This is a genomic window from Ruegeria sp. D4 (assembly GCF_056534475.1).
The window spans coordinates 1-21,182 of sequence record NZ_JBQFPJ010000003.1 but is presented as its reverse complement, the minus strand read 5'-3'; the positions used below and the strand labels follow the sequence as shown (position 1 = coordinate 21,182).

Genomic DNA, 21,182 nt, shown 5'->3' with positions numbered 1-21,182 from the left:
CGCTACACTCTCCTCATGCGCTGGGTGGTTCTGGCATTGATGGTAATCTCGGGAGCGGTGTCGGCGCAGGAGCGGCGACCGAGCCATTGTATTGCCATTGCAGACGCGGCACCGGGCATTGAGTATCTGCATAAGGCTGCGTGGACCGACCCGGTGCCCGAGTTTTCGGTGCGCATCAGTTACATTGCCCACGCATCGTTTCTGATACAGACACGGGGTGGCTTGAACTCGGTCACCGATTTCACCGGTTTCATCGGCAGCGCCGATCTGATCCCCGACGTGGTGACGATGAACCACGCCCACAATACGCACTGGACGGCGCATCCGGATCCTGCCATCCCCCATGTCCTGCCGGGTTGGGGCGAATTCGGGCAGGGGATCGAACACTATCTTGATCTTGGTGAATTGGTGGTGCGCAACGTGTCGACCGATATCCGATCGACCCTGGGTGGGGTCGAGACCAAGGGCAATTCTATTTTCGTATTCGAGGTCGAAGGCCTGTGCATCGGCCATCTGGGGCATCTGCACCATGTCCCTTCGGACGAGCAGTTTGCCGCGTTGGGACGTTTGGATGTGGTGATGGCGGCCGTGGATGGAGGCACGACCATGCCCCTGCCCGAGATGATCACTGTCCTCAAGCGCCTCAAAAGCTCGGTTATCATACCGATGCACTGGTTCTCGGGGTTTTCGCTGGATCGGTTCCTGATTGACATCCGGGATACATTCCCGGTGGAGCGTGACGGGGTTTCCGAGATCACGGTGTCGCTCAAAACGCTCCCCGACCGGCCAACCGTCGTGGTGCTGGAGCCGCAGTACCTGATTGATCTGGAATAAGACTTGTTGCAGCCGCGTGAGTTGGGCAAGGAAGGGGCATGATATTTAATCCCGCCGATGAAACCCTTGCCCGAAGGATCGAGGCTGAACTGGGTGACGCGATCCTGCGCCCTGTCGCGGCGCGATATCTGGAAGAACCGCGCCGCCGGTTTGCCGGGCATGTCGGCCTGCTGGCCGCGCCGCGCACGGTTCACGAGGTGGCGGGCCTGATCCGCATCGCATCCGACGCACGGGTGTCGGTTGTTCCTTATGGCGGCGGAACGGGACTGGTCGGCGGGCAAGTGATGCCGGACGGACCGCCGCCGCTGCTAATATCGCTTGAGCGGATGACGGCCATCCGGGCGGTCTATCCGTCCGAGAACGTGCTGGTGGCCGAGGCTGGGGCGATTCTTGCCGATGTCCAGGCAGCTGCCGAAAGCGCCGACCGCCTGTTCCCTCTGTCCCTTGCCGCGCAGGGGTCTTGTCGCATCGGCGGGAATCTCGCGACCAATGCAGGTGGGGTGAACGTGCTGCGCTACGGTAATGCGCGTGATCTGTGCCTGGGTCTTGAGGCGGTGCTGCCGAATGGCGACATCTGGAACGGGCTCAGCCGGTTGCGCAAGGACAACACCGGCTATGATCTGCGCAACCTGTTGATCGGGTCGGAAGGGACGCTGGGGATCATCACGGCGGCCGCACTGAAGCTGTTTCCGCGCCCGGCCGGTATTGGAACCGCGATGTTTCAGGTGACGTCTGCGCAGGCCGCCATCGATCTTCTGGCGCTTGCGCGGGACCAGTTCGGCGAAGCGGTATCGACGTTCGAACTGATCCACCGGCAGGGGCTGGAGTTTCTGTCCGAAGTTCTGCCCGCCATCCGGCAACCCTTTGCGGTGCCGCCGGAATGGTGTGTGCTGATCGAACTGGGCTTGTCGCGCGGGCTTTCTCCGACAGACACGCTTGCGGACCTTTTTGAACAGGCAAGTCAGCGCGGCTTGGTCAGCGATGGTGTGATTGCCCAGAACGAAACACAGCGTCACGAGTTGTGGTCAGTGCGCGAAGACATCCCCGAGGCGAACCGGATGATCGGCTCGGTCTCCAGCCACGATATCTCGATCCCGATTTCGCGTGTCCCCGAGTTCATTCGGCGCGGCGCGGAGATTGTGGCCGGGCTTGGGCCGTACCGGATCAATTGTTTTGGACATCTCGGGGACGGGAACCTGCACTATAACGTGTTCCCGCCAAAGGGCCGCGACAGATCCGAATTCGATGCGCAACGGGCCGAGGTCAAGCATGCGGTGCATGAGCTAGTGCACGAATTCGAAGGGTCCGTCAGCGCTGAACACGGGGTCGGGCGGCTGAAAACAGATGATCTTCAGCGCTATGGAGAGCCCGCCAAGCTGTCAGTAATGCGGGCGATCAAGGCGGCACTTGACCCCAATGGGATCATGAACCCGGGTGCTGTCCTGAAGGCATAGCTGCGGCCCGTGTGATACGGGCCGCGCACTGCACTTAAGAGTCAGGCAGGATCACCTTGTCGATAACGTGGATGACGCCATTGGACGTCTCGATATCGGCCTGAACAACATTCGCGTCGTTGATCATCACGCCATTGTCCAGATCGATCGTGACCTCGCCACCCTGAACGGTTGCGGCTTTCATGTCGTCGGACAGGTCGCCGGACATCACCTTGCCGGGCACCACGTGGTAGGTCAGAACGGCGACAAGCTGGTCCTTGTTCTCGGGTTTCAGCAGGGTCTCAACCGTGCCTTCGGGCAGGGCGGCAAAGGCCTCGTCTGTGGGGGCGAAAACGGTGAACGGCCCTTCACCTTTCAACGTGTCGACAAGCTCGGCGGCCTGAACGGCTGCAACGAGGGTTTCAAAGCTTCCGGCGCCGACCGCTGTGTCAACGATGTCCTTGGAATGGCCGTCAGCGTAAGCAGCTGTTCCGACGAAAAGGCTTGCTGCACCGGCGATTGCGAGTTTGCGAAACATGGTCTGTAATCCCTTGATGGAATGCCGTTGTTGGCATCCTCTGGGCTACGCGCCGCTCTCAAGAAGAGATCACTGAATATGTCGATAAGTTTGGGTTGAACACAATGTGAACCGCGCTAAGCCGGCGCGGTCGCATATTTCCATTCACGGTTTTGTGATTGAATCGAGGCTCACAGCCCCTCGAATTCACACAGGACGTGGACATCCATGCCCATGCCTTCCAGCACCTTGCGGCCGCCCAGATCGGGCAGGTCGATGATGAATGAGCATGACACGATCTCGCCGCCCAGCCGTTCGATCAGCTTGATGCCGGCAGCGGCGGTGCCGCCGGTGGCCAGCAGGTCATCGACGACAAGGATCTTTTCACCGGGCTGAATGGCGTCGTCATGGATTTCGACGATCGCCTCGCCGTATTCCAGTTTGTAGTCCTGGCTGATCGTGGTACCGGGCAGCTTGCCTTTCTTGCGGATCGGGACAAATCCGACGCTCAGCTGATGCGCTATCGCTCCGCCCAGGATGAATCCGCGCGCCTCAAGTCCCACGACCTTGTCGATCTGCTCGCCCGCATAAGGGTGCAGCATCTGGTCGATGGCCATGCGAAACCCACGCGGGTCTGCAAACAGCGTGGTGACGTCCCGGAACATGATCCCTTCATGGGGGAAATCAACGATGGTGCGGATATAATCCTTGACCGTAGTGTGTTTGGGCATGCGCGACCCCTTGCCTCGTGCTACGCGGGGTGTTTGGCCTATCCGTGCCTTTCACGCAAGCAAAGTTTGGATTTTCGGGCTCACCTGCGGCGCTTTGGCAGCGCCATGGGAAGGCCGTAGTAGCAGTAACGTCCCACAGGCAGCCACGACAGATGCGGCTTGCGCCAGTTGGGCTGATCTTTCAGGAGAAACGCCTGAGCGACGTTAAGGTTCATTGCTACAAGTCCTGTTTTATTGTTATGCACACGATATCTACATTCTCTATGCAATGTATATACAATGCGCAGCTAAAGGAATCGAGAATTTGACAGGGTCCAGAGGCGTGACACAGAAAATCGGTAAAGGTTCTACCAGGAAAAACAGTCAGTTGGTTCTGCGGCTGGACAGAGATGAGCGTGACGCTTTTGTCGAGTTATGTAAAGAGCTGGACACCTCGGCGGCGCGCGAAATCCGACGCTTCATTCGTGGGTTCATGAAGGAACACGCCGAGGGGTAGCGTCAGGCGGGGCGGCGCAGAATGGCGGTTGCAAATCCCATTCCGATCAACGCCAATCCGCCGAACCGGGTCATTGCGGTGATGACATTGGCACGTCCGATCATCAGGCGCAGTCGGTCGGCCAGCAGCGCATAGGCCAGCGCGTTCAGCCAGGCCAGCCCGACAAATGTAGCTATCAGGATCGTGAACTGCGGGCCCAGCGGGTCATCCGGGCGCAGGAACTGCGGCACAAAAGCGATGAAAAAGGCGATGGACTTGGGGTTCAGCGCCGTCACGGCCGCCGCATGGCCAAAAACGCCGCGCGCCGTCACCTCGCGTTCTGTGCGGACGGTGCTCAGCCCGCCAGACGGGGCGCTGCGCAGAAGTTTGATACCCAGCCAGACCAGATAGGCCGCCCCGACCCATTTCAGAACGGAAAACAAGGTGGCCGAGGCAAGAACCAGCGCCCCAAGTCCCAGCAGGGATGCCGTCATCGCCAGCAGATCGCCAAGCGCCACGCCGGTGGCCGAGGCGACGGCGACGCTGCGCCCTTTCGACAAGGCGTAGCTGAGTATCAGCAAAACCGTCGGCCCGGGGATCAGCAGCAGGGCGGTGGAAGCGGCGACAAAGGCCAGCCATAGATCTGTCGACATGAGGCATCCTGTAATTTCGTCTCACAGAAAGACTTGCCGCGCGGTTGCCGTCAAGCCTTACGTGGTTCGGTTGCCCATCGCATCAGCGCCTCAAGCGGGCCCCGCTTGAAGCGGCGGAACCACATCAGTGCAAAAAGTGTCGATGCGGCGCAGAACAGCAGTGCGTACCCCACGATCTGCGGCGCGGTCAGGGAACCGTCCAGCAATCCGGCCTCATCAAGAATGCCCATCCCGATCAGGATATGTGCCATGTACAGGGTCAGGCTCTGCCTGCCCGGCGCCACCAGGGCAGGGGCCAGTTTTGCCCGCTCGATCACTGGCCATAGTTTGAGTGACAGCCCGATAATCAGACATGCCGTCCCCGCGCCCGCCATGACATAGAACGGACCGGGCGGGATGGATTCAGTGCCCAGCCAGGCCTTCAGTTCGGGGTCGTGGATCAGCATTTGCGGAAATTGCGCCAGAACGGCGGCGGCGAAACCCCAGATGATCAGGCGGTGTTGAATGCACAGAGTTTGCAACTGTGTCCTCCCGATCGCCATCCCGATCAACAAGAACGCGGTCCAGGGCAGGACCGGATGCCAGCCATTAAACAGTGCGTTGCGTAGGAACCCGGGCAAGGTCCACAGGTCGGTGTAGGTCAGGGAGGTCCGGTCCCAGCCCCGGTCATAGTCGAAACTGAGCATCGCAAGCACCGACAGTGCGACAATCCCAAACGCGCCCAGCCACAAGCCGCGCGTCGTGGCGGTCAGGAACGCCGCGCCGGCAACAAAATACAGCGCGTAGAAATGCAGGATGTCCGCGTCGAACACGGTCATGTTGATCAGGCCCAGCCCGAATAGAAATGCGGCGCGGCGCAACAGCAGACTGGCAGAAATTTGCGACAACCCGATGCCAACCCCAGCCAGCACCACAAACAGCGCAGCCGCGCGCCCCTCCAGCGCATCGACCAGAGCCGAGGCCCAGTCACGGCCCGGTTCCACGCCGGCTGCAATTCGGAAATTGACCAGCACCATGCCGCAAAAGGCCAAGTAGCGGGCGGCATCCAGCGCCTTGAGACGTGTCATCGGTCCTCACATTTGGCGGTGGCCGGCTAAATATTTGCCGCCACACGATAATCTTCGTCAACATGGAGAGGTCGCCGCGCGTTTCAACCATGTAAAGTGCGAAACCTGCGCTGGCTGGCTTCGTGGCAACAGATTAAGATTCAATAAAGCACTGTACCCGAGCCTTGAAATACGGCTCAAAGCGTCAGACCTGTCATGCAAGCCTGAGTGTCGGAGGGGCCAATGGTACAGACGCAACACGCAAAACCGGATGCAAAAGCTGCTGTACCGGGTATCGCCCGGATCCGGCGCGCATTGACCGGGCTCGTTCTGGCCGGGGCCGTTCTGTATATCGGCGCGGTCAGCTACATGTACCTCAACCAGAAGTCACTGCTGTTCAAGCCCGAGGGCGAACTGCCCGAACCTGCTGCGATCGGGCTGGCGGATGTCGATGTGATCTCGCTGCCGATGTCCTACGGCACGGTATTGACGGCCTGGTCCGCGCCTTCGGCCATAGACGACGCGCCGACCGTTTTGTTCTTTCATGGTCAGTCCGGGAATCTTGGTGACCGGTCCGAACGGTTTCGCGAAATCCTGAACAGCGGATACGGGCTGCTTGCGCCCAGCTATCGCGGGTTTCCCGGAAGCGGGGGCGAGCCATCCGAACAGGTGCTGATTTCCGACGGGGTGCACCTGTTCGACAGGCTGAGCAGCGCTGGCGAGACCGTTGTCCTGCACGGCCAAAGCCTTGGAACCGGGGTCGCGGCCGCGGTGGCCGAACAGCGCCCGGATGCCAGACTGCTCGTGCTTGAGGCGCCGTTTACCGCAACGGTCGACGTCGCGGCCGAGCGGTATCCCTGGTTGCCGGTCTCAACCCTGATGAAAGATCAATTCGCGACGCGGGACATCATCGACGATGTTGCCGTGCCGACCCTGATCTTCCACGGCACGATGGACGAAACCATCCCGCTGCATCATGCTGAAGCATTGGCGGCTCTGGCCGGGGATACGGCGCAGCTTCATGTGATCCCCGACGGTACGCATAACGATCTCTGGTCGCGCGGCCTTTGGGACGTGGTCGAACAGAGCCTGACAAAAAACTGACGTCAGAGGACCCGCCCGGCGACCGCATCCAGTTTGGCAAGCAACACAGGGTCGCGCTTTTCCGGTGCGGTCAGAATCGCAAACTCCAGCGCCCGGTCGCAGCCATGCGGGCAGGGCGCACGCTCGGCCCCTAGCAAGGCCGGCAACCCCTTGACCAGCGCGCGGCCCTTTTCGGCATTGCCGGTCAGGGTGGCGATAATCGTGGTCACGTCAACCTCGCCGTGATCGGGATGCCAGCTGTCGTAGTCCGTGACCATGGCAACGGATGCGTAACAAAGCTCGGCCTCGCGGGCCAGTTTGGCCTCGGGCATGTTGGTCATGCCGATGACATCACAGCCCCAGTGCTTGCGATACATCTTCGATTCCGCCAGCGAGGAGAACTGCGGCCCCTCCATCGCCAGATAGGTGCCGCCGCGATGCACGGTGATGCCAGCCGATTTGCCTGCGGTCTCGCACGCATCGCCCAGACGCGGGCAGGTGGGATGGGCAACGCTGACATGGGCCACGCAGCCGGTTCCGAAAAAGCTCTTCTCGCGCGCAAAAGTTCGGTCAATGAACTGATCTACAATAACAAAATCGCCGGGTGCCATGTGTTCGCGAAACGAACCGCAGGCCGAAACCGAGATCACATCCGTCACACCCAGCCGCTTGAGCGCGTCGATATTGGCGCGATAGGGCACCTCGGTCGGCGAATGCACATGCCCCCGTCCGTGCCGGGGCAGGAACGCCATCTCGATCCCCTCAAGAGATCCGGTCAGAATCTGGTCCGACGGTGCCCCCCATGGCGTTTCGACACTGACCCATTGTGCATTTTCCAGCCCGTCAATGTCATAAATGCCCGATCCGCCAATGACGGCAATCTTTGTCTGGGTCACGTCGTTTCTCCGATCCAAAATTTCTTTCCTGAAATTTCTGAGCCGCCAGCGGCCATTTGACAAGTGGTTTCAACCGATTGTGCGCCTGACCCTGTGGACTGTGATCTCGCTATGTGCTCAGCGCATGGCAGGTTCCCGCCAGATGCTGTACCTCGCGGGGGAAATGGCGGGTACAAGGCGCGCTTCGCGCGAACCAATCAAAACCGACAGGACCGTCCAATGCCCCGAGCCTTGCTGGCAAGTTTTGCCAATCGCCTTGCCATACCCGATCTGCGCTGGATGCCGGACGAAGGCTTCACCCTGCCGCGTATCCGGATCGAGCTGCTTTCGGGGCTGACCGTCGCCCTGGCACTGGTGCCCGAGGCCGTGGCTTTTGCCTTCGTTGCTGGCGTACACCCCCTGGTCGGATTGTACGCCGCGTTCCTTGTCGGTCTGATCACCGCTCTGATCGGCGGCCGCCCCGGCATGATCTCGGGTGCAACCGGCGCTCTGGCCGTGGTCATGGTCGCGCTGGTGGCGGAGCACGGGGTCGAGTACCTGTTCGCCACGGTTGTTCTGATGGGTATCCTGCAAGTCATTGCGGGGGCGATGCATTGGGGGCGGTTTATCCGGCTGGTGCCGCATCCGGTGATGCTGGGCTTCGTGAACGGACTGGCGATTGTGATTTTTCTGGCCCAGATGGGGCAGTTCAAGGTGCCGGGAACCATGGAAAACACCGGCCATGGCATGGGCGGCGGTGAATGGCTGTCGGGCATGCAACTTTATACCATGCTGGGCCTTGTTGCTCTGACCATGGCGGTCATCTGGGTGATGCCACGTATCACGCGTATTGTGCCGGCCCCGCTGGCTGGCATCGTGGTTGTCGCCGCACTGGTGATCGGCTTTGGGCTGGACGTGCCGCGCGTCGGCGATCTGGCCTCGATCGAAGGCGGCTTGCCCGCCTTCCACATCCCGATGGTGCCGTTGAACTGGGAAACCTTCGAGATCATTCTGCCTTATGCAGTCATTCTGGCCGCGATCGGATTGATCGAATCCCTTCTGACCCTGAACCTCGTGGGCGAGATAACAGGCAAACGCGGTGGCGCATCGCAGGAATGTATCGCGCAGGGCGCAGCCAACGTCGTGACCGGTTTCTTCGGCGGCATGGGCGGCTGTGCAATGATCGGCCAGTCGATGATCAACGTGAAATCCGGAGGGCGCACACGTGTCGCGGGGATCGCGGCCGCCCTGTTCCTGCTGGTGTTCATCCTGTTTGCCGCCCCCCTGATCGAACAGATCCCGCTGGCGGCACTGGTGGGTGTGATGTTCATGGTCGTGATCGGCACCTTTGCGTGGAACTCGTTCAACATCATGCGCAAAGTGCCTCTGACAGACGCGTTTGTGATCGTACTGGTCACCGTCGTGACAGTGATGGAGGACCTTGCGGTCGCCGTTGTCGTCGGCGTGATTGTCTCGGCGCTGGCCTATGCCTGGAACAACGCCAAACGCATCCATGCGGTCACCCGCGATTCCGAGACTGAAAAAGGCGCCAAGGTCTATGAAATTCAGGGGCCGCTTTTCTTTGGGTCGTCGGAAGGCTTCCTTGAAATCTTCGACGTGCAGAACGACCCCGAAACCGTGATTATCGATTTCGCCGCCAGCCGGGTTGTGGATCAGTCCGCCTTGCAGGCCATCGAGAATATCGCGGCCAAATACGAGGCGGCAGACAAGCGGGTCATGCTGCGCCACCTGAGCCGGGATTGCCACAAACTGCTCAACAAAGCCGGACATCTGATGGTCGATAGCGACGACGACCCGGATTACGAACTGGCGGTCGACTATTCGGTCCGTACCGGCATATTGGGCGGCCACTGATTTTTGCGAGGCTCTGCCTCGCGCTCCGGGATATTTGGGGCCAGATGAATGAAGGATCCGTTTCTTCATCTGGCCGAAAATATCCCGGGGGAGTCGCGGCTTGCCGCGGCGGGGGCAGCGCCCCCCTTGTTCTGCGCCCTCAATCGTCCGGGCGTTCGAGCGCGAACAGCTCAGTAACAACCGAGTAGTCCCGATATCCAAGACGGGCCAGCGGTTTGAACGAGGTGACGTCAAATCGCCCGTCGCGGATATGCGCGTCATCGAGATGAACACCGATGACTTCTCCGAACACCACCCGGTTGGCCTCTCCGGGCAGGGTCACGATCTTTGTCAATCGGCATTCCAGAGCCGCAGGCGCGCCCTTGATCCGGGCGCAGGGGATGGTTTCACACTCGATCGGTGTCAGCCCGGCATGGGCGAATTCGTCAATTTCCTTCGGCAGACCTGCCGAACTGGCATTCATGGCATCCTGATGGGCATGCGCCACGACGTTCACGCAGAAAACGCCGGTGGCCTCGATATTGGCAATACTGTCCTTGCCACCGTCCTGATCGTGCTTGGTGCCGGTTGTGGCAAACATTACCTGAGGCGGCGTATAGGCGACCCCGTTGAAGAAAGAATAAGGCGCCAGGTTGTTGACCCCTTCCGCATCGCGCGTCGAAATCCAGCCGATCGGGCGGGGGGTGATGATGGCGTTGAAGGGGTTGTGCGGCAGGCCGTGGCCGTCTTCGGGGCGATAGAACATCAAGGTCTCCAAGCGTTTGCCCAAGGCGTATCGAAGTGCTAGGGCGAATTCCAGCAAGGAAAAGAGGGCGCGCGTGCAGCAATTCAAGATCAGGCCGGAACAGCCGGATGACTGGTGGGAGGTCGAGGCGCTTTATGACCTGTGCTTTGCACCCGGTCGTGAGGCTCTGTCTTCCTATCGTCTGCGCGATGATGTGCCACCGGTGGCGGGCCTGTCGCTTGTTGCCCGCGACGGGCAGGGTATTCTGGCCGGTGCGATCCGGTTCTGGCCGGTCCATGTCGGCGATCATGATGCATTGTTGCTGGGTCCGGTGGCGGTTCACCCGACCCATCAGGGCGAGGGTCTTGGCGGTTTCCTGATCCACGAGGGGTTGCTGGCCGGGCGCGAGAAAGGCTGGGCGCGGGTCATGCTGGTGGGGGACGCGCCCTATTACTCGCGGTTTGGTTTTTCGCTGCTGAAGCATGTGGAAATGCCGCCGCCAACAAATCCTGACCGTGTTTTGGGGCTGGAACTTGTGCCCGGAAAATGGGGCGGGGTGCAGGGCCTCGTATCACGCTGGACCCGCTGAACTATTGAAACGGCCCTGCTGAATGCCGATCTTTCTGACTGAGGAGGAGGCAGATGCAGAACGTGGTTCTTGTTGAAGAACTGGATGCCGACGCTGAACTGGATCGGCTTGCAGGGCATTACCGGTCCGCCGGTGGCGCGGGGGTGAAACTGCTTAATGCGCTTGGCGGATCAGCAGAATCTCTGCTGGATCAGTTGCCTGAGCCCGTGCGTCTGGGTCTGACCGGCGCGACGGAGCAGGCGCTTTGGATTGCCATGCATGCCGCAGAAGGATCGCGCCGGGCGATACCCGACCAGCAACCTTGGGTGAATACCGTCGTCAGCACGGCCATGGGAGCGGCAGGTGGTATGGGCGGTCTGTCGACGGCCCTGATGGAGTTGCCCGCAACAACGGCCATGCTGCTGCGCGCCATTCAGGGGGCCGCTGCCCGCGAAGGATTTGATCCGTCCGAGGAAGGTGTGAAATTCGATTGCGTCCGGGTCCTGTCTGCCGCAGGGCCCCTTTCAGATGATGACGGGGCTGATCTGGGGTTCTATTCCGTGCGCTTGACGTTGACCGGACCGGCCATGCAGCGCCTGATCGCGGCGGTTGCACCGCGCCTGTCGGTGGTTCTGGGCCAGAAACTGGCGGCCCAGTCCATTCCGGTTCTGGGTGCTTTGGCCGGAGGCAGCACGAACTATGTCTATTCCCGTTACTATCAACAGATTGCCCGTGTCCATTTCGGATTGCGCCGACTGGCGGTGGATGCTGACATCCCGCATGACGAACTTGTGCGCCGCTTGGCTTCGCGAATGAAATAACGCCCGACTTTTGCAGTCCCGCTTGGTAAGTACCGCATCATGTGGTATGTTTACCCTCAGCAGACCCAAAATAAGAGCAGAAATTCGGTCTGAAAAACAGGCGTTAATACCATTTGAAAGGCGGTAGCGTGAACAACGCGAAGCATTCGCCAACTTCTCGGCGCAAGGCCGGGGCTTGTCCTGTCCATTCACAGGCGGCAGCACTGTGCTACCGGATCCATCAAAACCGGCCCGAGATCCTTTTAATCACCACCCGCCGCTCCGGGCGCTGGATCATACCCAGAGGCTGGCCAATCCTGGGGCTCAGCCCGTCAGAAACCGCCGAGCGGGAGGCGTGGGAAGAAGCGGGCGCTGTCGGTCGGTGCGACAAAAAGGCGATGGGGCGGTATACTTACATCAAGCACCGTTCCAAGAAACGGACACTTTTGTGCGAAGTTGATGTGTTCGCGATGCTGGTAAGCTCACTGGCTTCGGATTTCCCGGAAAGCGACGAGCGTAAGCGGGAATGGTGCGTTCCGGAAAAGGCAGCTTTAAGGGTCAATTCGCCGGAACTTTCCGTATTGTTGCGAGATTTTGGGCAATATCCCTGCCAACTTCTGGCCGGAAGGGCTTGATATTACGGTATTGGTCGGTATCTATTTTGTAACACGTATTTTGGGCGAAACATGATTCAGTACGCATTGAAATGCAGCAACGGCCATACATTTGAAAGTTGGTTTCAATCGGCCGCCGCCTACGACAAACTTGCAGCTGCGGGCATGGTGACATGCGCGGTTTGCGGGTGTGTGCAGGTGGAAAAGGCGATCATGACCCCCCGTGTCCGGCCCGCCCGCAATGCCGTGGCGCGCCCGGAATCCGCGCCGGCCGAGCCCGCGCCGATCAATGTTGCAAAACCATCGCTTGAGATCGAAAAGATCCTGACGCAACTGCGCCGCCAGGTGGAAGAGAATTCGGATTACGTCGGTAAGGATTTCGCATCCGAGGCCCGCAAGATTCACCTGGGCGAAGCGCCCGACCGTGCCATTTATGGCGAGGCCAAGGCGGAAGAGGCCAAAGCCCTGATCGAAGACGGTGTTCCGGTCGCCCCGCTGCCATTTGTTCCCAGCCGAAAGACGAACTGACCCGTGCGGGTTGTTATCACCGGGGCCAACCGCGGTATTGGAAAGGCTCTGGCCGACAGGTACCGGAACAGGGGTGATGACGTCATCGGAACCGCGCGCGATGACAGTGCGCAGATTAAGCTGGACGTCGCAGAACCCGCTCACCACGCTGCCATGGCTGAACGGCTGATTGGTCAACCTGTTGATCTGCTGATCTGCAATGCAGGCGTCTATCTCGACAAAGGACACGGCATCGAAGAATACCCGGCAGACATGTGGGCGCAGACATTCGCGACCAATGTCACCGGCGTCTTTCTGACGGTCCAGTCCCTGTTGCCGAACCTGCGTGCGGCCAAAGGCAGGATCGCAATTCTGTCCTCGCAAATGGCTTCGCACACGCGCGCGCCCGGTGGCAGCTATATCTATCGTGCATCCAAGGCCGCTGCGCTGAATTTGGGGCGGAATCTGGCGGCAGATCTGCAGGGTGAGGGCATTGCCGTCGGCATCTATCACCCCGGCTGGGTGCAGACCGATATGGGTGGCTCGGCGGCCGCCATCACCGTGGATCAGGCCGTTGAGGGCCTGATCGAACGTTTCGACACGCTGAACCTGGACAGTTCAGGGTGTTTTGAAACCTATGACGGTCAGGCGCACCCTTACTGAGTGGCCAGTGCCGCCTTGGGAATCTCGTAAACCTCGCCGGGATCGATGAAGATCACCATCATGTCGCCACGCGTTTCGGAGGTTATTTTCGATGTCGAGCTGCTGGATTCCGGCTCGCCATTGGTGAAATAGATTTGCCGCACTTCGCCGGTGCTCAGTTGAACGGCCAGTGTCGCGGTTCCATCGTCGCGGCGACGCAGCTCGGCGTTGCACGAGCGCAGAGGTTCACCGGCAATGGCGGCGCAGGGAACGGTGCCCAATGCGTTCTTGCCATCGGTTCCGGCCAGTGTCGCGGATTGTGCAAGAGCGGACGAGGACAAAAGGGCAAAGGCAGCAGCAAGACGGTACATGAAAAAACCTCGTGAAGGATGTGTCAGACGCAGGCTGGCACCGCAGGAACCCATTGTAAAGTCGGCCTGCGCGCCAATCAGGACATCTTTGCGCCCTTGCCCTTGCGCCCCCCCTCGCTTATGAGGCTCGGGACCAGAAATAAAAGGCGCGGAGACACCTGCCCCCATGCCCGTACTCGTGATGAAATTCGGTGGCACTTCGGTTGCCAATCTCGACCGCATCCGCCGCGCGGCCAAGCGCGTGGGCGTTGAAGTAGCAAAGGGCTATGACGTGATCGTCATTGTCTCGGCCATGTCGGGCAAGACCAACGAACTGGTGGGCTGGGTCGACGAAACATCGCCGTTGTACGACGCGCGCGAATATGATGCGGTCGTATCTTCAGGGGAAAACGTTACTGCTGGCCTTATGGCGCTGACACTGCAGGAAATGGACGTGCCCGCGCGCAGCTGGCAGGGCTGGCAGGTTCCGCTGCTGACCACAAGCGCACACAGCCAGGCCCGGATCGAAGACATTCCGACCGGCAACATCAACCAGAAATTCGCCGAAGGCATGAAAGTTGCCGTGGTCGCGGGCTTTCAGGGCATCAGCCCCGAGGGTCGGATCACCACGCTGGGCCGGGGTGGTTCGGACACCACGGCAGTGGCCTTTGCCGCAGCCTTCGATGCCGAACGCTGCGACATTTATACGGACGTGGACGGGGTTTACACCACGGATCCGCGCATCTGTGAAAAAGCGCGCAAGCTGGACCGGATCGCGTTCGAAGAGATGCTGGAACTTGCCTCGCTGGGGGCGAAGGTCTTGCAGACCCGTTCGGTCGAACTGGCCATGCGTTACAAGGTGAAACTGCGCGTTCTTTCAAGTTTCGAAGAACAATCCGACGAGGCCGGCACTCTGGTCTGCGACGAGGAGGATATCATGGAATCCAATGTTGTGGCCGGTGTGGCCTATTCCCGCGACGAAGCCAAAATGACCGTGGTGTCCGTGGCCGACCGCCCCGGCATCGCCACGACCATCTTCACCGCGCTCAGCGACGAAGGCGTGAATGTCGACATGATCGTTCAGAACATTTCGGACGAAGGCCGGACCGACATGACGTTCTCTTGCCCGACCGACCAGGTTGCCCGCGCCGAAAAGGCATTGCATGCCATCAAGGAAAAGGGCGAGCTGAACTACGCCGAGCTGGTCACCGACAATGACGTCTGCAAGGTATCGGTTGTCGGTATCGGTATGCGTTCGCAATCGGGTGTGGCAGCGAAAATGTTCAAGGTACTCTCGGATGAGGGGATCAACATTAAGGTCATTACAACCTCCGAGATCAAGATTTCTGTTCTGGTCGACCGGAAATACATGGAACTTGCTGTTCAGGCACTGCATGATGCCTTTGAACTGGACAAGGCGGCCTGAGCATTTCAGCCAAGGGTTTTGCCTGACACCGTAAATTGGTTTGGCCATGGCGGACGGCACCGAAACTGAATCCCGCAAGCTGCTGGGGCGGCTGCGCGAAGAAATGGCGAGCGAGGCCGCCGGTCAGGAACGTCTTGACCGGATCACGCATCTGATCGCCGACAGTATCCGTGCCGAGGTCTGCTCGATCTACCTGTTCCGCGATCAGGAAACGCTGGAGCTGTGCGCCACCGAAGGGTTGTCGCCCGAGGCGGTACACAAGACCCGCATGCGCATGGGCGAAGGTCTGGTGGGCCGGGTGGCGAAGTCGGGCAAGGTGGTCAACACTGCAAACGCCCCTTCGGCGAAGGGCTTCCGCTACATGCCAGAAACGGGTGAAGAGCGGTTTTCGTCCTTCCTGGGCGTTCCGGTGCAAAGGCTTGGCGAAAAACTGGGCGTGCTGGTCGTGCAATCACGCGAGGCGCGCGAGTTTTCCGCCGACGAGATTTATGCGCTGGAAGTGGTCGCAATGGTTCTGGCCGAGATGGCCGAGCTTGGCGCCTTTGTCGGCGAGGGCGCGGCCCTGTCGCCGCTGCACCAGCAATCGGTCCAGCTGACCGGTGGTCCGGCGCAGGAAGGATCGGCCGAAGGCCATGTCTGGCTGCATGAACCGCGCGTTGTCGTGACAAACCCGATCGCGGACGACCCCCACCGCGAACGCGAGCGCCTGACCGAAGCGGTCGATGAATTGCGGGTGGGCGTCGACAAGATGCTCGAAATCTCGCAGGGCGGCGACAAGGAACAGTTGCAGGTTTTGGAAGCCTATCGCATGTTTGCCAACTCCAAGGGCTGGATGCGTCGGATGGAGGAAGACATCGCCCGCGGTCTCAGCGCCGAAGCTGCGGTAGAAAAGGAACAGTCTCAGGCCCGCGCGCGGATGGAGCAGGTGACAGACCCGTACCTGCGCGAACGGCTGGCGGACCTTGACGATCTCAGCAATCGGCTGCTGCGCATTCTGACCGGGCAGGGCAACACCAACGGGGCGGACCTGCCGCCCGATCCGATCCTGATTGCCCGCAATATCGGTCCAGGCGATCTTCTGGAATACGGGCGGTCGCTGAAAGGCATCGTTCTCGAGGAAGGCTCCGTCGGCAGCCACGCCACCATCGTCGCCCGGGCACTGGCGATTCCGCTTGTGGTGCATGTTGGTCGCATCACGACCGAGGCCCTGAACGGAGACCACATTCTGGTCGACGGCGACAACGGCGTCGTGCATCTGCGCCCCGAAGACACAGTAGTCAGCGCCTTCCGCGACAAGATCGCCATGCAGGCCAAGGCGCAGGAACGCTATGCCTCGATTCGCGATACCCCGACCGTTACCCGCGATGGAGAGCGGATCCATCTGGTGATGAACGCGGGCCTGATGGCCGACCTGCCGTCGCTGGGTAATTCCGGGGCCGAAGGCGTGGGCCTGTTCCGGACCGAGCTGCAATTCCTGATCCGCAACCAGATGCCCAAACGATCGGAGCTGGTGACGCAATATCAGCGTGTGCTGGATGCGGCGGGGGAAAAGCGCGTTGTGTTCCGCACGCTGGATATCGGGTCCGACAAGGTTCTGCCTTACATGAAGCACGTGGCCGAACCGAACCCGGCTTTGGGTTGGCGTGCGATCCGCGTGGGTCTGGACAAGCGCGGCGTGATGCGCATGCAGCTGCAGGCGCTGCTGCGCGCCGCCAACGGCCGCCCGCTGACCATCATGTTCCCGTTCGTGGCGCAGGCCGACGAATTCCGCGAAGCCCGCTGGGAGGTCAACAAGACCATCGAGCGGGAAAAACGTCTGGGCCATGTCCTGCCTGAGACGCTTGAAGTGGGCGCGATGCTTGAAACGCCGTCGCTGGCCTTCGCCCCGCAAAAATTCTTTGACGAGGTCGATTTCATTTCGATCGGCGGCAACGACCTGAAACAGTTCTTCTTTGCGGCCGACCGCGAAAACGAACTGGTGCGCCGCCGTTATGACACGCTGAACGTCAGCTTCCTCAGCTTCATCGAACGTATTGTCGAGCGTTGCAACATCTCGAACACACCGCTCAGTTTCTGCGGTGAGGACGCCGGGCGCCCGGTCGAGGCGCTGTGCCTTGCGGCCATGGGCATCCGGTCGCTGTCGATGCGTCCTGCCTCGATCGGCCCGGTCAAAAGCGTTCTGCTGCGGGCAAACCTGCAGGAAGTGCGCAAGATCATCGCCGATGCCCGGCATCGCGGCGAACAGTCGGTGCGGCCCTCGGTTATGGAGTGGTTGCGAAATCAGGGTTGATCTTTGCGCCTGCTTTGCCTATTCACCTCACGAGTGTTAGCGATAACATAACCTACGATACCGGTATTGCAGCGATCTGGTGCTAAGGTGATCCGAATGTGTTCTGAAGGAGCCCGGTCATGGTTTCACGCGTAATTCCCGTCAACCCGTTCGACCTTGTGCTGTTTGGTGCATCAGGCGATCTGGCGCAGCGCAAGATCCTTCCGGGCCTGTACCACCGTTTCGAAGTCGGGCAGATGCCGGACGAGGCGCGGATCATCGGCACCGCCCGCACGGAAATGGACAGCGACGGTTTCCGCGATCAGGTGCGAGCATCGATGCAGGAATTCGCGCCCGAGTTCAAAGCAGAAACGCTGGATCGTTTTCTCGAGCGGGTGGAATACGTACCTGTCGACGCGCTGGGTGAAAAGGGCTGGGACAAGCTGGGCAAGGTCCTGCGCGACGATGTTGTCCGGGCGTTCTATCTGTCGGTGGGGCCCAGCCTGTTTGCCGGGATTGCGCAGCGGCTGCAGGACAACGGCCTGGCCACACCGGACAGCCGTATCGTGGTGGAAAAACCCTTTGGCCACGATCTGGCTTCGGCCCGCGCCCTGAACGAGGGGCTGCGCGCCTGTTTCGAGGAACATCAGATCTATCGGATCGACCATTACCTGGGCAAGGAAACCGTGCAGAACCTGATGGCCCTGCGCTTTGCCAATTCCCTGTTCGAGCCGCTCTGGAACTCCACCCATATCGATCACGTTCAGATCACCGTGGCCGAAACGGTAGGGGTCGAGGGGCGCGGTGCGTACTACGATCAGTCCGGCGCCATGCGTGACATGATCCAGAACCACCTGGTCCAGCTTCTGTGCCTGACGGCGATGGAGCCGCCTTCGAAATTCTCACCCAATTCGGTACGTGACGAAAAGGTCAAGGTGATCGAGGCGCTGGAACCCGTCGCACCGGCCGACATTGCCCGCGGTCAATACCGGGCGGTTCATGGCAAAGGCGGCTATGTCGATCATGTCGGCAACCCAGCCAGCCGCACCGAAAGCTTCATCGCGCTGAAGGTCCATCTGGGCAACTGGCGCTGGGCGGGCGTGCCGTTCTATCTGCGCACCGGCAAACGCCTGCGCGCCCGTGAATCCGAGATCGCGGTGTTTTTCCGTGACCCGCCACACACGATTTTCCCCAATGTCGGTCACTTGCGCGGCAACGTATTGGTGATCCGCCTGCAACCGGACGAAGGCATTACACTGCGAACCACCATCAAGGATCCCGGTCCGGGCGGTTTCCGCCTGTCGGATGTGGCGCTGGACATGAGCTTTGCTGACGCCCTGGGCGCCGAAGCACAAGCGCCGGACGCGTACGAGCGTCTGGTGATGGACGTCATCCGCGGCGATCAGACCCTCTTCATGCGCGGGGACGAGGCCGAGGCCGCCTGGGCCTGGGTCGACCCGATCATACAGGGCTGGGAAAACCGCGGTGACCGCCCGGCGCGTTACGATCAGGGCAGCTCTGGCCCCGAGGAAGCATTGATGCTGATGCATCGCGATGGTCGCCGCTGGCGTCAGATCGGAGGTTAAACATGGTTCACTCTGTCATCACCGATGTCACCCAACGGATCATTGATCGCAGCGCGCCCCTGCGCGGTCCTCATCTGGATCGGATGGAGCAGGCAAGATCAAAAGGCCCGGCCCGCGCACATCTGTCCTGCAGCGGTCAGGCCCACGCCTATGCGAGCGCGGGACCGGATCAACAGGCCATGGTCACCGGAACCGCCGGGAATCTGGGGATCGTTACGGCCTATAACGACATGCTTTCCGCCCATCAGCCGTTCGAACGCTACCCGGCCCTGATCCGCGATGCGATCCGCGCAGCAGGCGGCACGGCGCAGGTTGCGGGAGGCGTACCGGCCATGTGCGATGGCGTCACGCAGGGCGAGGCCGGAATGGAGCTGTCGCTGTTTTCCCGCGATGTCATCGCTCTGGCCACAGGGGTCGCCCTCAGCCACAACACGTTTGACGCTGCCGTCTTTCTGGGTGTCTGTGACAAGATCGTCCCCGGTCTGGTGATCGGTGCGCAATCATTTGGCCATTTGCCGGCGGTCTTCCTGCCAGCCGGTCCCATGACCAGCGGGTTGCCCAACGACGAAAAAGCCAAGGTCCGCCAACAATTCGCCGCCGGAGAGGTCGGGCGCGATGCGCTCATGGCCGCTGAGATGGCCGCTTATCACGGCCCCGGCACCTGCACCTTCTATGGCACCGCCAACACCAACCAGATGCTGATGGAATTCATGGGCCTGCATCTGCCGGGCTCCAGCTTCGTCAATCCCAACACACCCTTGCGCGACGCGCTGACCGAAGAGGGAGCCCGTCGCGCCCTGTCGCTGAGTGCGTTGGGCAACAACTACACGCCGGTCTATCAGATCCTGGACGAGCGCGCCTTTGTGAACGGCATCGTCGGGTTGATGGCCACCGGCGGCTCGACCAACCTGCTGATCCACCTGATCGCGATGGCGCGGGCAGGCGGTATCGTTTTAGATTGGCAGGATTTTTCCGACATTTCCGCTGTCGTTCCCCTGGTTGCGCGGGTCTATCCAAACGGTCTGGCCGACGTAAACCATTTCCACGCCGCAGGCGGTCTGGGCTATTGTATCGGAACCCTGTTGGAAGACGGCCTGCTGCACCCCGATACGCTGACCGTTGCGGGGCAGGGCCTGCACAACTACACCAAAGAACCCAAGCTGGTCGGTGGCGAACTGATCTGGGAAGACGGCGCGGGCCACAGCCTGAACGAAAAGATCGTGCGCCCGGCCAAAGACCCGTTCCAACCCACCGGCGGCCTGTCCCGCCTGACCGGCAATCTGGGTACCGCCGTCATGAAGGTCTCCGCCGTCGCCCCCGAACATCAGGTGGTCGAGGCTCCGGTCCGCGTGTTCCACGATCAGGACGAGGTCAAAGCCGCCTTCAAGGCCGGAGAATTCACCGGTGACGTCATTGTCGTCGTCCGCTTTCAGGGTCCAAAGGCCAACGGCATGCCCGAACTGCACTCGCTGACGCCGATCCTGTCGATCCTGCAGGGCAGGGGACAAAAGGTGGCGCTGGTCACCGATGGCCGCATGTCCGGTGCGTCCGGCAAAGTCCCCGCTGCGATCCATGTCTGCCCCGAGGCGCTGGATGGCGGTGCCATCGCGTATCTGCAGGACGGCGACCTGCTGCGCGTCGACGCAGTGAAGGGGGAGTTGGAGATTCTGACGCCCGGCGTTCTGGACCGCACACCAGTCACCGCCGACCTTTCGGCCAACCAACACGGCACCGGGCGGGACCTGTTTGCGGCGTTCCGCGGCAACGTCGGCTCAGCCGATGCTGGCGCTAGTATTTTCGGAGCCTGAGCCATGACATCCAAAACCCAACGTACCCGCGAAATCTGCGCCCTGGCACCCATTGTCCCGGTACTTGTGATCGACGATGCGGCACAGGCCCGCCCGCTGGCCGAAGCGCTCGTGGCCGGTGGTCTGCCCGCGCTCGAGGTTACCTTGCGTACGCCTGCCGCGTTGGACGCCATCCGCGCCATGGCGCAGGTGCCCGGCGGTGTTGTTGGCGCGGGTACGCTGGTCACACCCGATGACGTGCGAGCAGCGAAGGAAGCGGGCGCGCAGTTCGGCGTCTCGCCCGGTGCAACCGACGCCCGGATTGCCGCCTGCGAGGCCGAGGGCCTACCCCTGCTGCCCGGCGCTGCCAGCGCCAGCGAAGCGATG

General features: G+C 60.9%; 23 protein-coding genes. 15 read left to right on the top strand and 8 right to left on the bottom strand.

The window, feature by feature from the left end; genetic code table 11:
• The first annotated feature begins 15 nt into the window (after positions 1–15).
• Together ACR0MI_RS06015 and ACR0MI_RS06010 are read left to right on the top strand one after the other, a co-directional pair.
• On the top strand, positions 16–834 hold the full coding sequence (locus ACR0MI_RS06015) for an MBL fold metallo-hydrolase (RefSeq protein ID WP_170815908.1): 819 nt from the start codon (positions 16–18) through the stop codon (positions 832–834).
• Between the two features lie 38 nt (positions 835–872).
• Positions 873–2,288, top strand: a complete 1,416-nt coding sequence (locus tag ACR0MI_RS06010) for an FAD-binding oxidoreductase (RefSeq protein ID WP_170619415.1) — start codon at positions 873–875, stop codon at positions 2,286–2,288.
• Positions 2,289–2,322: 34 nt separating this feature from the next.
• On the opposite strand, the gene ACR0MI_RS06005 is transcribed toward ACR0MI_RS06010, so the two are convergent.
• The 3 genes from ACR0MI_RS06005 to ACR0MI_RS05995 all read right to left on the bottom strand — a co-directional run bounded on the left by ACR0MI_RS06005 (position 2,323) and on the right by ACR0MI_RS05995 (position 3,730).
• The gene (locus tag ACR0MI_RS06005) at positions 2,323–2,805 is read right to left on the bottom strand and encodes a fasciclin domain-containing protein (RefSeq protein WP_170613234.1); all 483 of its coding nucleotides are present in this window, start codon (positions 2,803–2,805) and stop codon (positions 2,323–2,325) included.
• Between the two features lie 170 nt (positions 2,806–2,975).
• Positions 2,976–3,515, bottom strand: a complete 540-nt coding sequence (locus ACR0MI_RS06000) for an adenine phosphoribosyltransferase (protein WP_170619414.1) — start codon at positions 3,513–3,515, stop codon at positions 2,976–2,978.
• Positions 3,516–3,595: 80 nt separating this feature from the next.
• Complete coding sequence (locus tag ACR0MI_RS05995) at positions 3,596–3,730, bottom strand: hypothetical protein (RefSeq protein ID WP_480440744.1); 135 nt, start codon at positions 3,728–3,730, stop codon at positions 3,596–3,598.
• Between the two features lie 107 nt (positions 3,731–3,837).
• Here ACR0MI_RS05995 and ACR0MI_RS05990 point away from each other — a divergent pair, with 107 nt between their 5' ends.
• The gene (locus tag ACR0MI_RS05990) at positions 3,838–4,011 is read left to right on the top strand and encodes a hypothetical protein (RefSeq protein ID WP_170613230.1); all 174 of its coding nucleotides are present in this window, start codon (positions 3,838–3,840) and stop codon (positions 4,009–4,011) included.
• Positions 4,012–4,013: 2 nt separating this feature from the next.
• On the opposite strand, the gene ACR0MI_RS05985 is transcribed toward ACR0MI_RS05990, so the two are convergent.
• Both ACR0MI_RS05985 and ACR0MI_RS05980 read right to left on the bottom strand, forming a co-directional pair.
• Positions 4,014–4,643 (bottom strand): LysE family translocator, encoded by a 630-nt coding sequence (locus ACR0MI_RS05985; protein ID WP_170613228.1) that lies wholly within the window; start codon positions 4,641–4,643, stop codon positions 4,014–4,016.
• 50 nt (positions 4,644–4,693) lie between these two features.
• Positions 4,694–5,710, bottom strand: coding sequence for a DUF418 domain-containing protein (locus ACR0MI_RS05980; RefSeq protein ID WP_170613226.1), 1,017 nt, complete (start codon positions 5,708–5,710; stop codon positions 4,694–4,696).
• Positions 5,711–5,932: 222 nt separating this feature from the next.
• Here ACR0MI_RS05980 and ACR0MI_RS05975 point away from each other — a divergent pair, with 222 nt between their 5' ends.
• Entirely contained in the window at positions 5,933–6,793 is an 861-nt protein-coding gene (locus ACR0MI_RS05975) for an alpha/beta hydrolase (protein WP_170613224.1), read from the top strand.
• Between the two features lie 2 nt (positions 6,794–6,795).
• Here the strand turns inward: ACR0MI_RS05975 and ACR0MI_RS05970 are convergent, their stop codons facing one another.
• A complete protein-coding gene (locus tag ACR0MI_RS05970; RefSeq protein WP_170613222.1) occupies positions 6,796–7,668 on the bottom strand; it encodes an S-methyl-5'-thioadenosine phosphorylase in 873 nt (290 codons plus the stop codon).
• A gap of 219 nt (positions 7,669–7,887) precedes the next feature.
• Here ACR0MI_RS05970 and ACR0MI_RS05965 point away from each other — a divergent pair, with 219 nt between their 5' ends.
• Positions 7,888–9,522 carry a SulP family inorganic anion transporter gene (locus ACR0MI_RS05965; protein WP_170816795.1) on the top strand — a complete coding sequence of 545 codons (1,635 nt, stop codon included), beginning with the start codon at positions 7,888–7,890 and terminating at the stop codon, positions 9,520–9,522.
• A 139-nt stretch (positions 9,523–9,661) separates the two neighbouring features.
• Here the strand turns inward: ACR0MI_RS05965 and ACR0MI_RS05960 are convergent, their stop codons facing one another.
• Positions 9,662–10,267 carry a flavin reductase family protein gene (locus ACR0MI_RS05960; protein ID WP_170816796.1) on the bottom strand — a complete coding sequence of 202 codons (606 nt, stop codon included), beginning with the start codon at positions 10,265–10,267 and terminating at the stop codon, positions 9,662–9,664.
• Between the two features lie 73 nt (positions 10,268–10,340).
• Between ACR0MI_RS05960 and ACR0MI_RS05955 the strand changes: the two genes are divergently transcribed.
• The 5 genes from ACR0MI_RS05955 (at position 10,341) to ACR0MI_RS05935 (ending at position 13,398) form a co-directional block, all read left to right on the top strand.
• On the top strand, positions 10,341–10,835 hold the full coding sequence (locus ACR0MI_RS05955) for a GNAT family N-acetyltransferase (RefSeq protein WP_170816797.1): 495 nt from the start codon (positions 10,341–10,343) through the stop codon (positions 10,833–10,835).
• A gap of 53 nt (positions 10,836–10,888) precedes the next feature.
• Positions 10,889–11,635, top strand: coding sequence for an EcsC family protein (locus ACR0MI_RS05950; protein WP_170613214.1), 747 nt, complete (start codon positions 10,889–10,891; stop codon positions 11,633–11,635).
• Between the two features lie 128 nt (positions 11,636–11,763).
• On the top strand, positions 11,764–12,249 hold the full coding sequence (locus ACR0MI_RS05945; protein WP_170816798.1) for an NUDIX hydrolase: 486 nt from the start codon (positions 11,764–11,766) through the stop codon (positions 12,247–12,249).
• Positions 12,250–12,300: 51 nt separating this feature from the next.
• Positions 12,301–12,756 carry a DUF1178 family protein gene (locus tag ACR0MI_RS05940; protein ID WP_170613210.1) on the top strand — a complete coding sequence of 152 codons (456 nt, stop codon included), beginning with the start codon at positions 12,301–12,303 and terminating at the stop codon, positions 12,754–12,756.
• Between the two features lie 3 nt (positions 12,757–12,759).
• Entirely contained in the window at positions 12,760–13,398 is a 639-nt protein-coding gene (locus ACR0MI_RS05935; protein ID WP_170613208.1) for an SDR family oxidoreductase, read from the top strand.
• Here ACR0MI_RS05935 and ACR0MI_RS05930 read toward each other — a convergent pair.
• Positions 13,392–13,748 (bottom strand): hypothetical protein, encoded by a 357-nt coding sequence (locus ACR0MI_RS05930; RefSeq protein WP_170613206.1) that lies wholly within the window; start codon positions 13,746–13,748, stop codon positions 13,392–13,394. The two genes, ACR0MI_RS05935 and ACR0MI_RS05930, sit on opposite strands and share 7 nt — an antisense overlap.
• 166 nt (positions 13,749–13,914) lie before the next feature.
• Between ACR0MI_RS05930 and ACR0MI_RS05925 the strand changes: the two genes are divergently transcribed.
• The 5 genes from ACR0MI_RS05925 to ACR0MI_RS05905 all read left to right on the top strand — a co-directional run.
• Positions 13,915–15,153: an aspartate kinase gene (locus ACR0MI_RS05925; RefSeq protein WP_170613204.1), complete on the top strand. Its 1,239-nt coding sequence runs from the start codon at positions 13,915–13,917 to the stop codon at positions 15,151–15,153.
• A gap of 46 nt (positions 15,154–15,199) precedes the next feature.
• Entirely contained in the window at positions 15,200–17,443 is a 2,244-nt protein-coding gene (ptsP, locus tag ACR0MI_RS05920; protein WP_170613202.1) for a phosphoenolpyruvate--protein phosphotransferase, read from the top strand.
• A gap of 119 nt (positions 17,444–17,562) precedes the next feature.
• On the top strand, positions 17,563–19,008 hold the full coding sequence (gene zwf / locus ACR0MI_RS05915) for a glucose-6-phosphate dehydrogenase (RefSeq protein ID WP_170613200.1): 1,446 nt from the start codon (positions 17,563–17,565) through the stop codon (positions 19,006–19,008).
• A 2-nt stretch (positions 19,009–19,010) separates the two neighbouring features.
• Positions 19,011–20,816 carry a phosphogluconate dehydratase gene (gene edd / locus ACR0MI_RS05910; RefSeq protein WP_170613199.1) on the top strand — a complete coding sequence of 602 codons (1,806 nt, stop codon included), beginning with the start codon at positions 19,011–19,013 and terminating at the stop codon, positions 20,814–20,816.
• A gap of 3 nt (positions 20,817–20,819) precedes the next feature.
• The coding region (locus tag ACR0MI_RS05905; RefSeq protein WP_480853898.1) for a beta/alpha barrel domain-containing protein at positions 20,820–21,182 on the top strand (363 nt) is incomplete at its 3' end.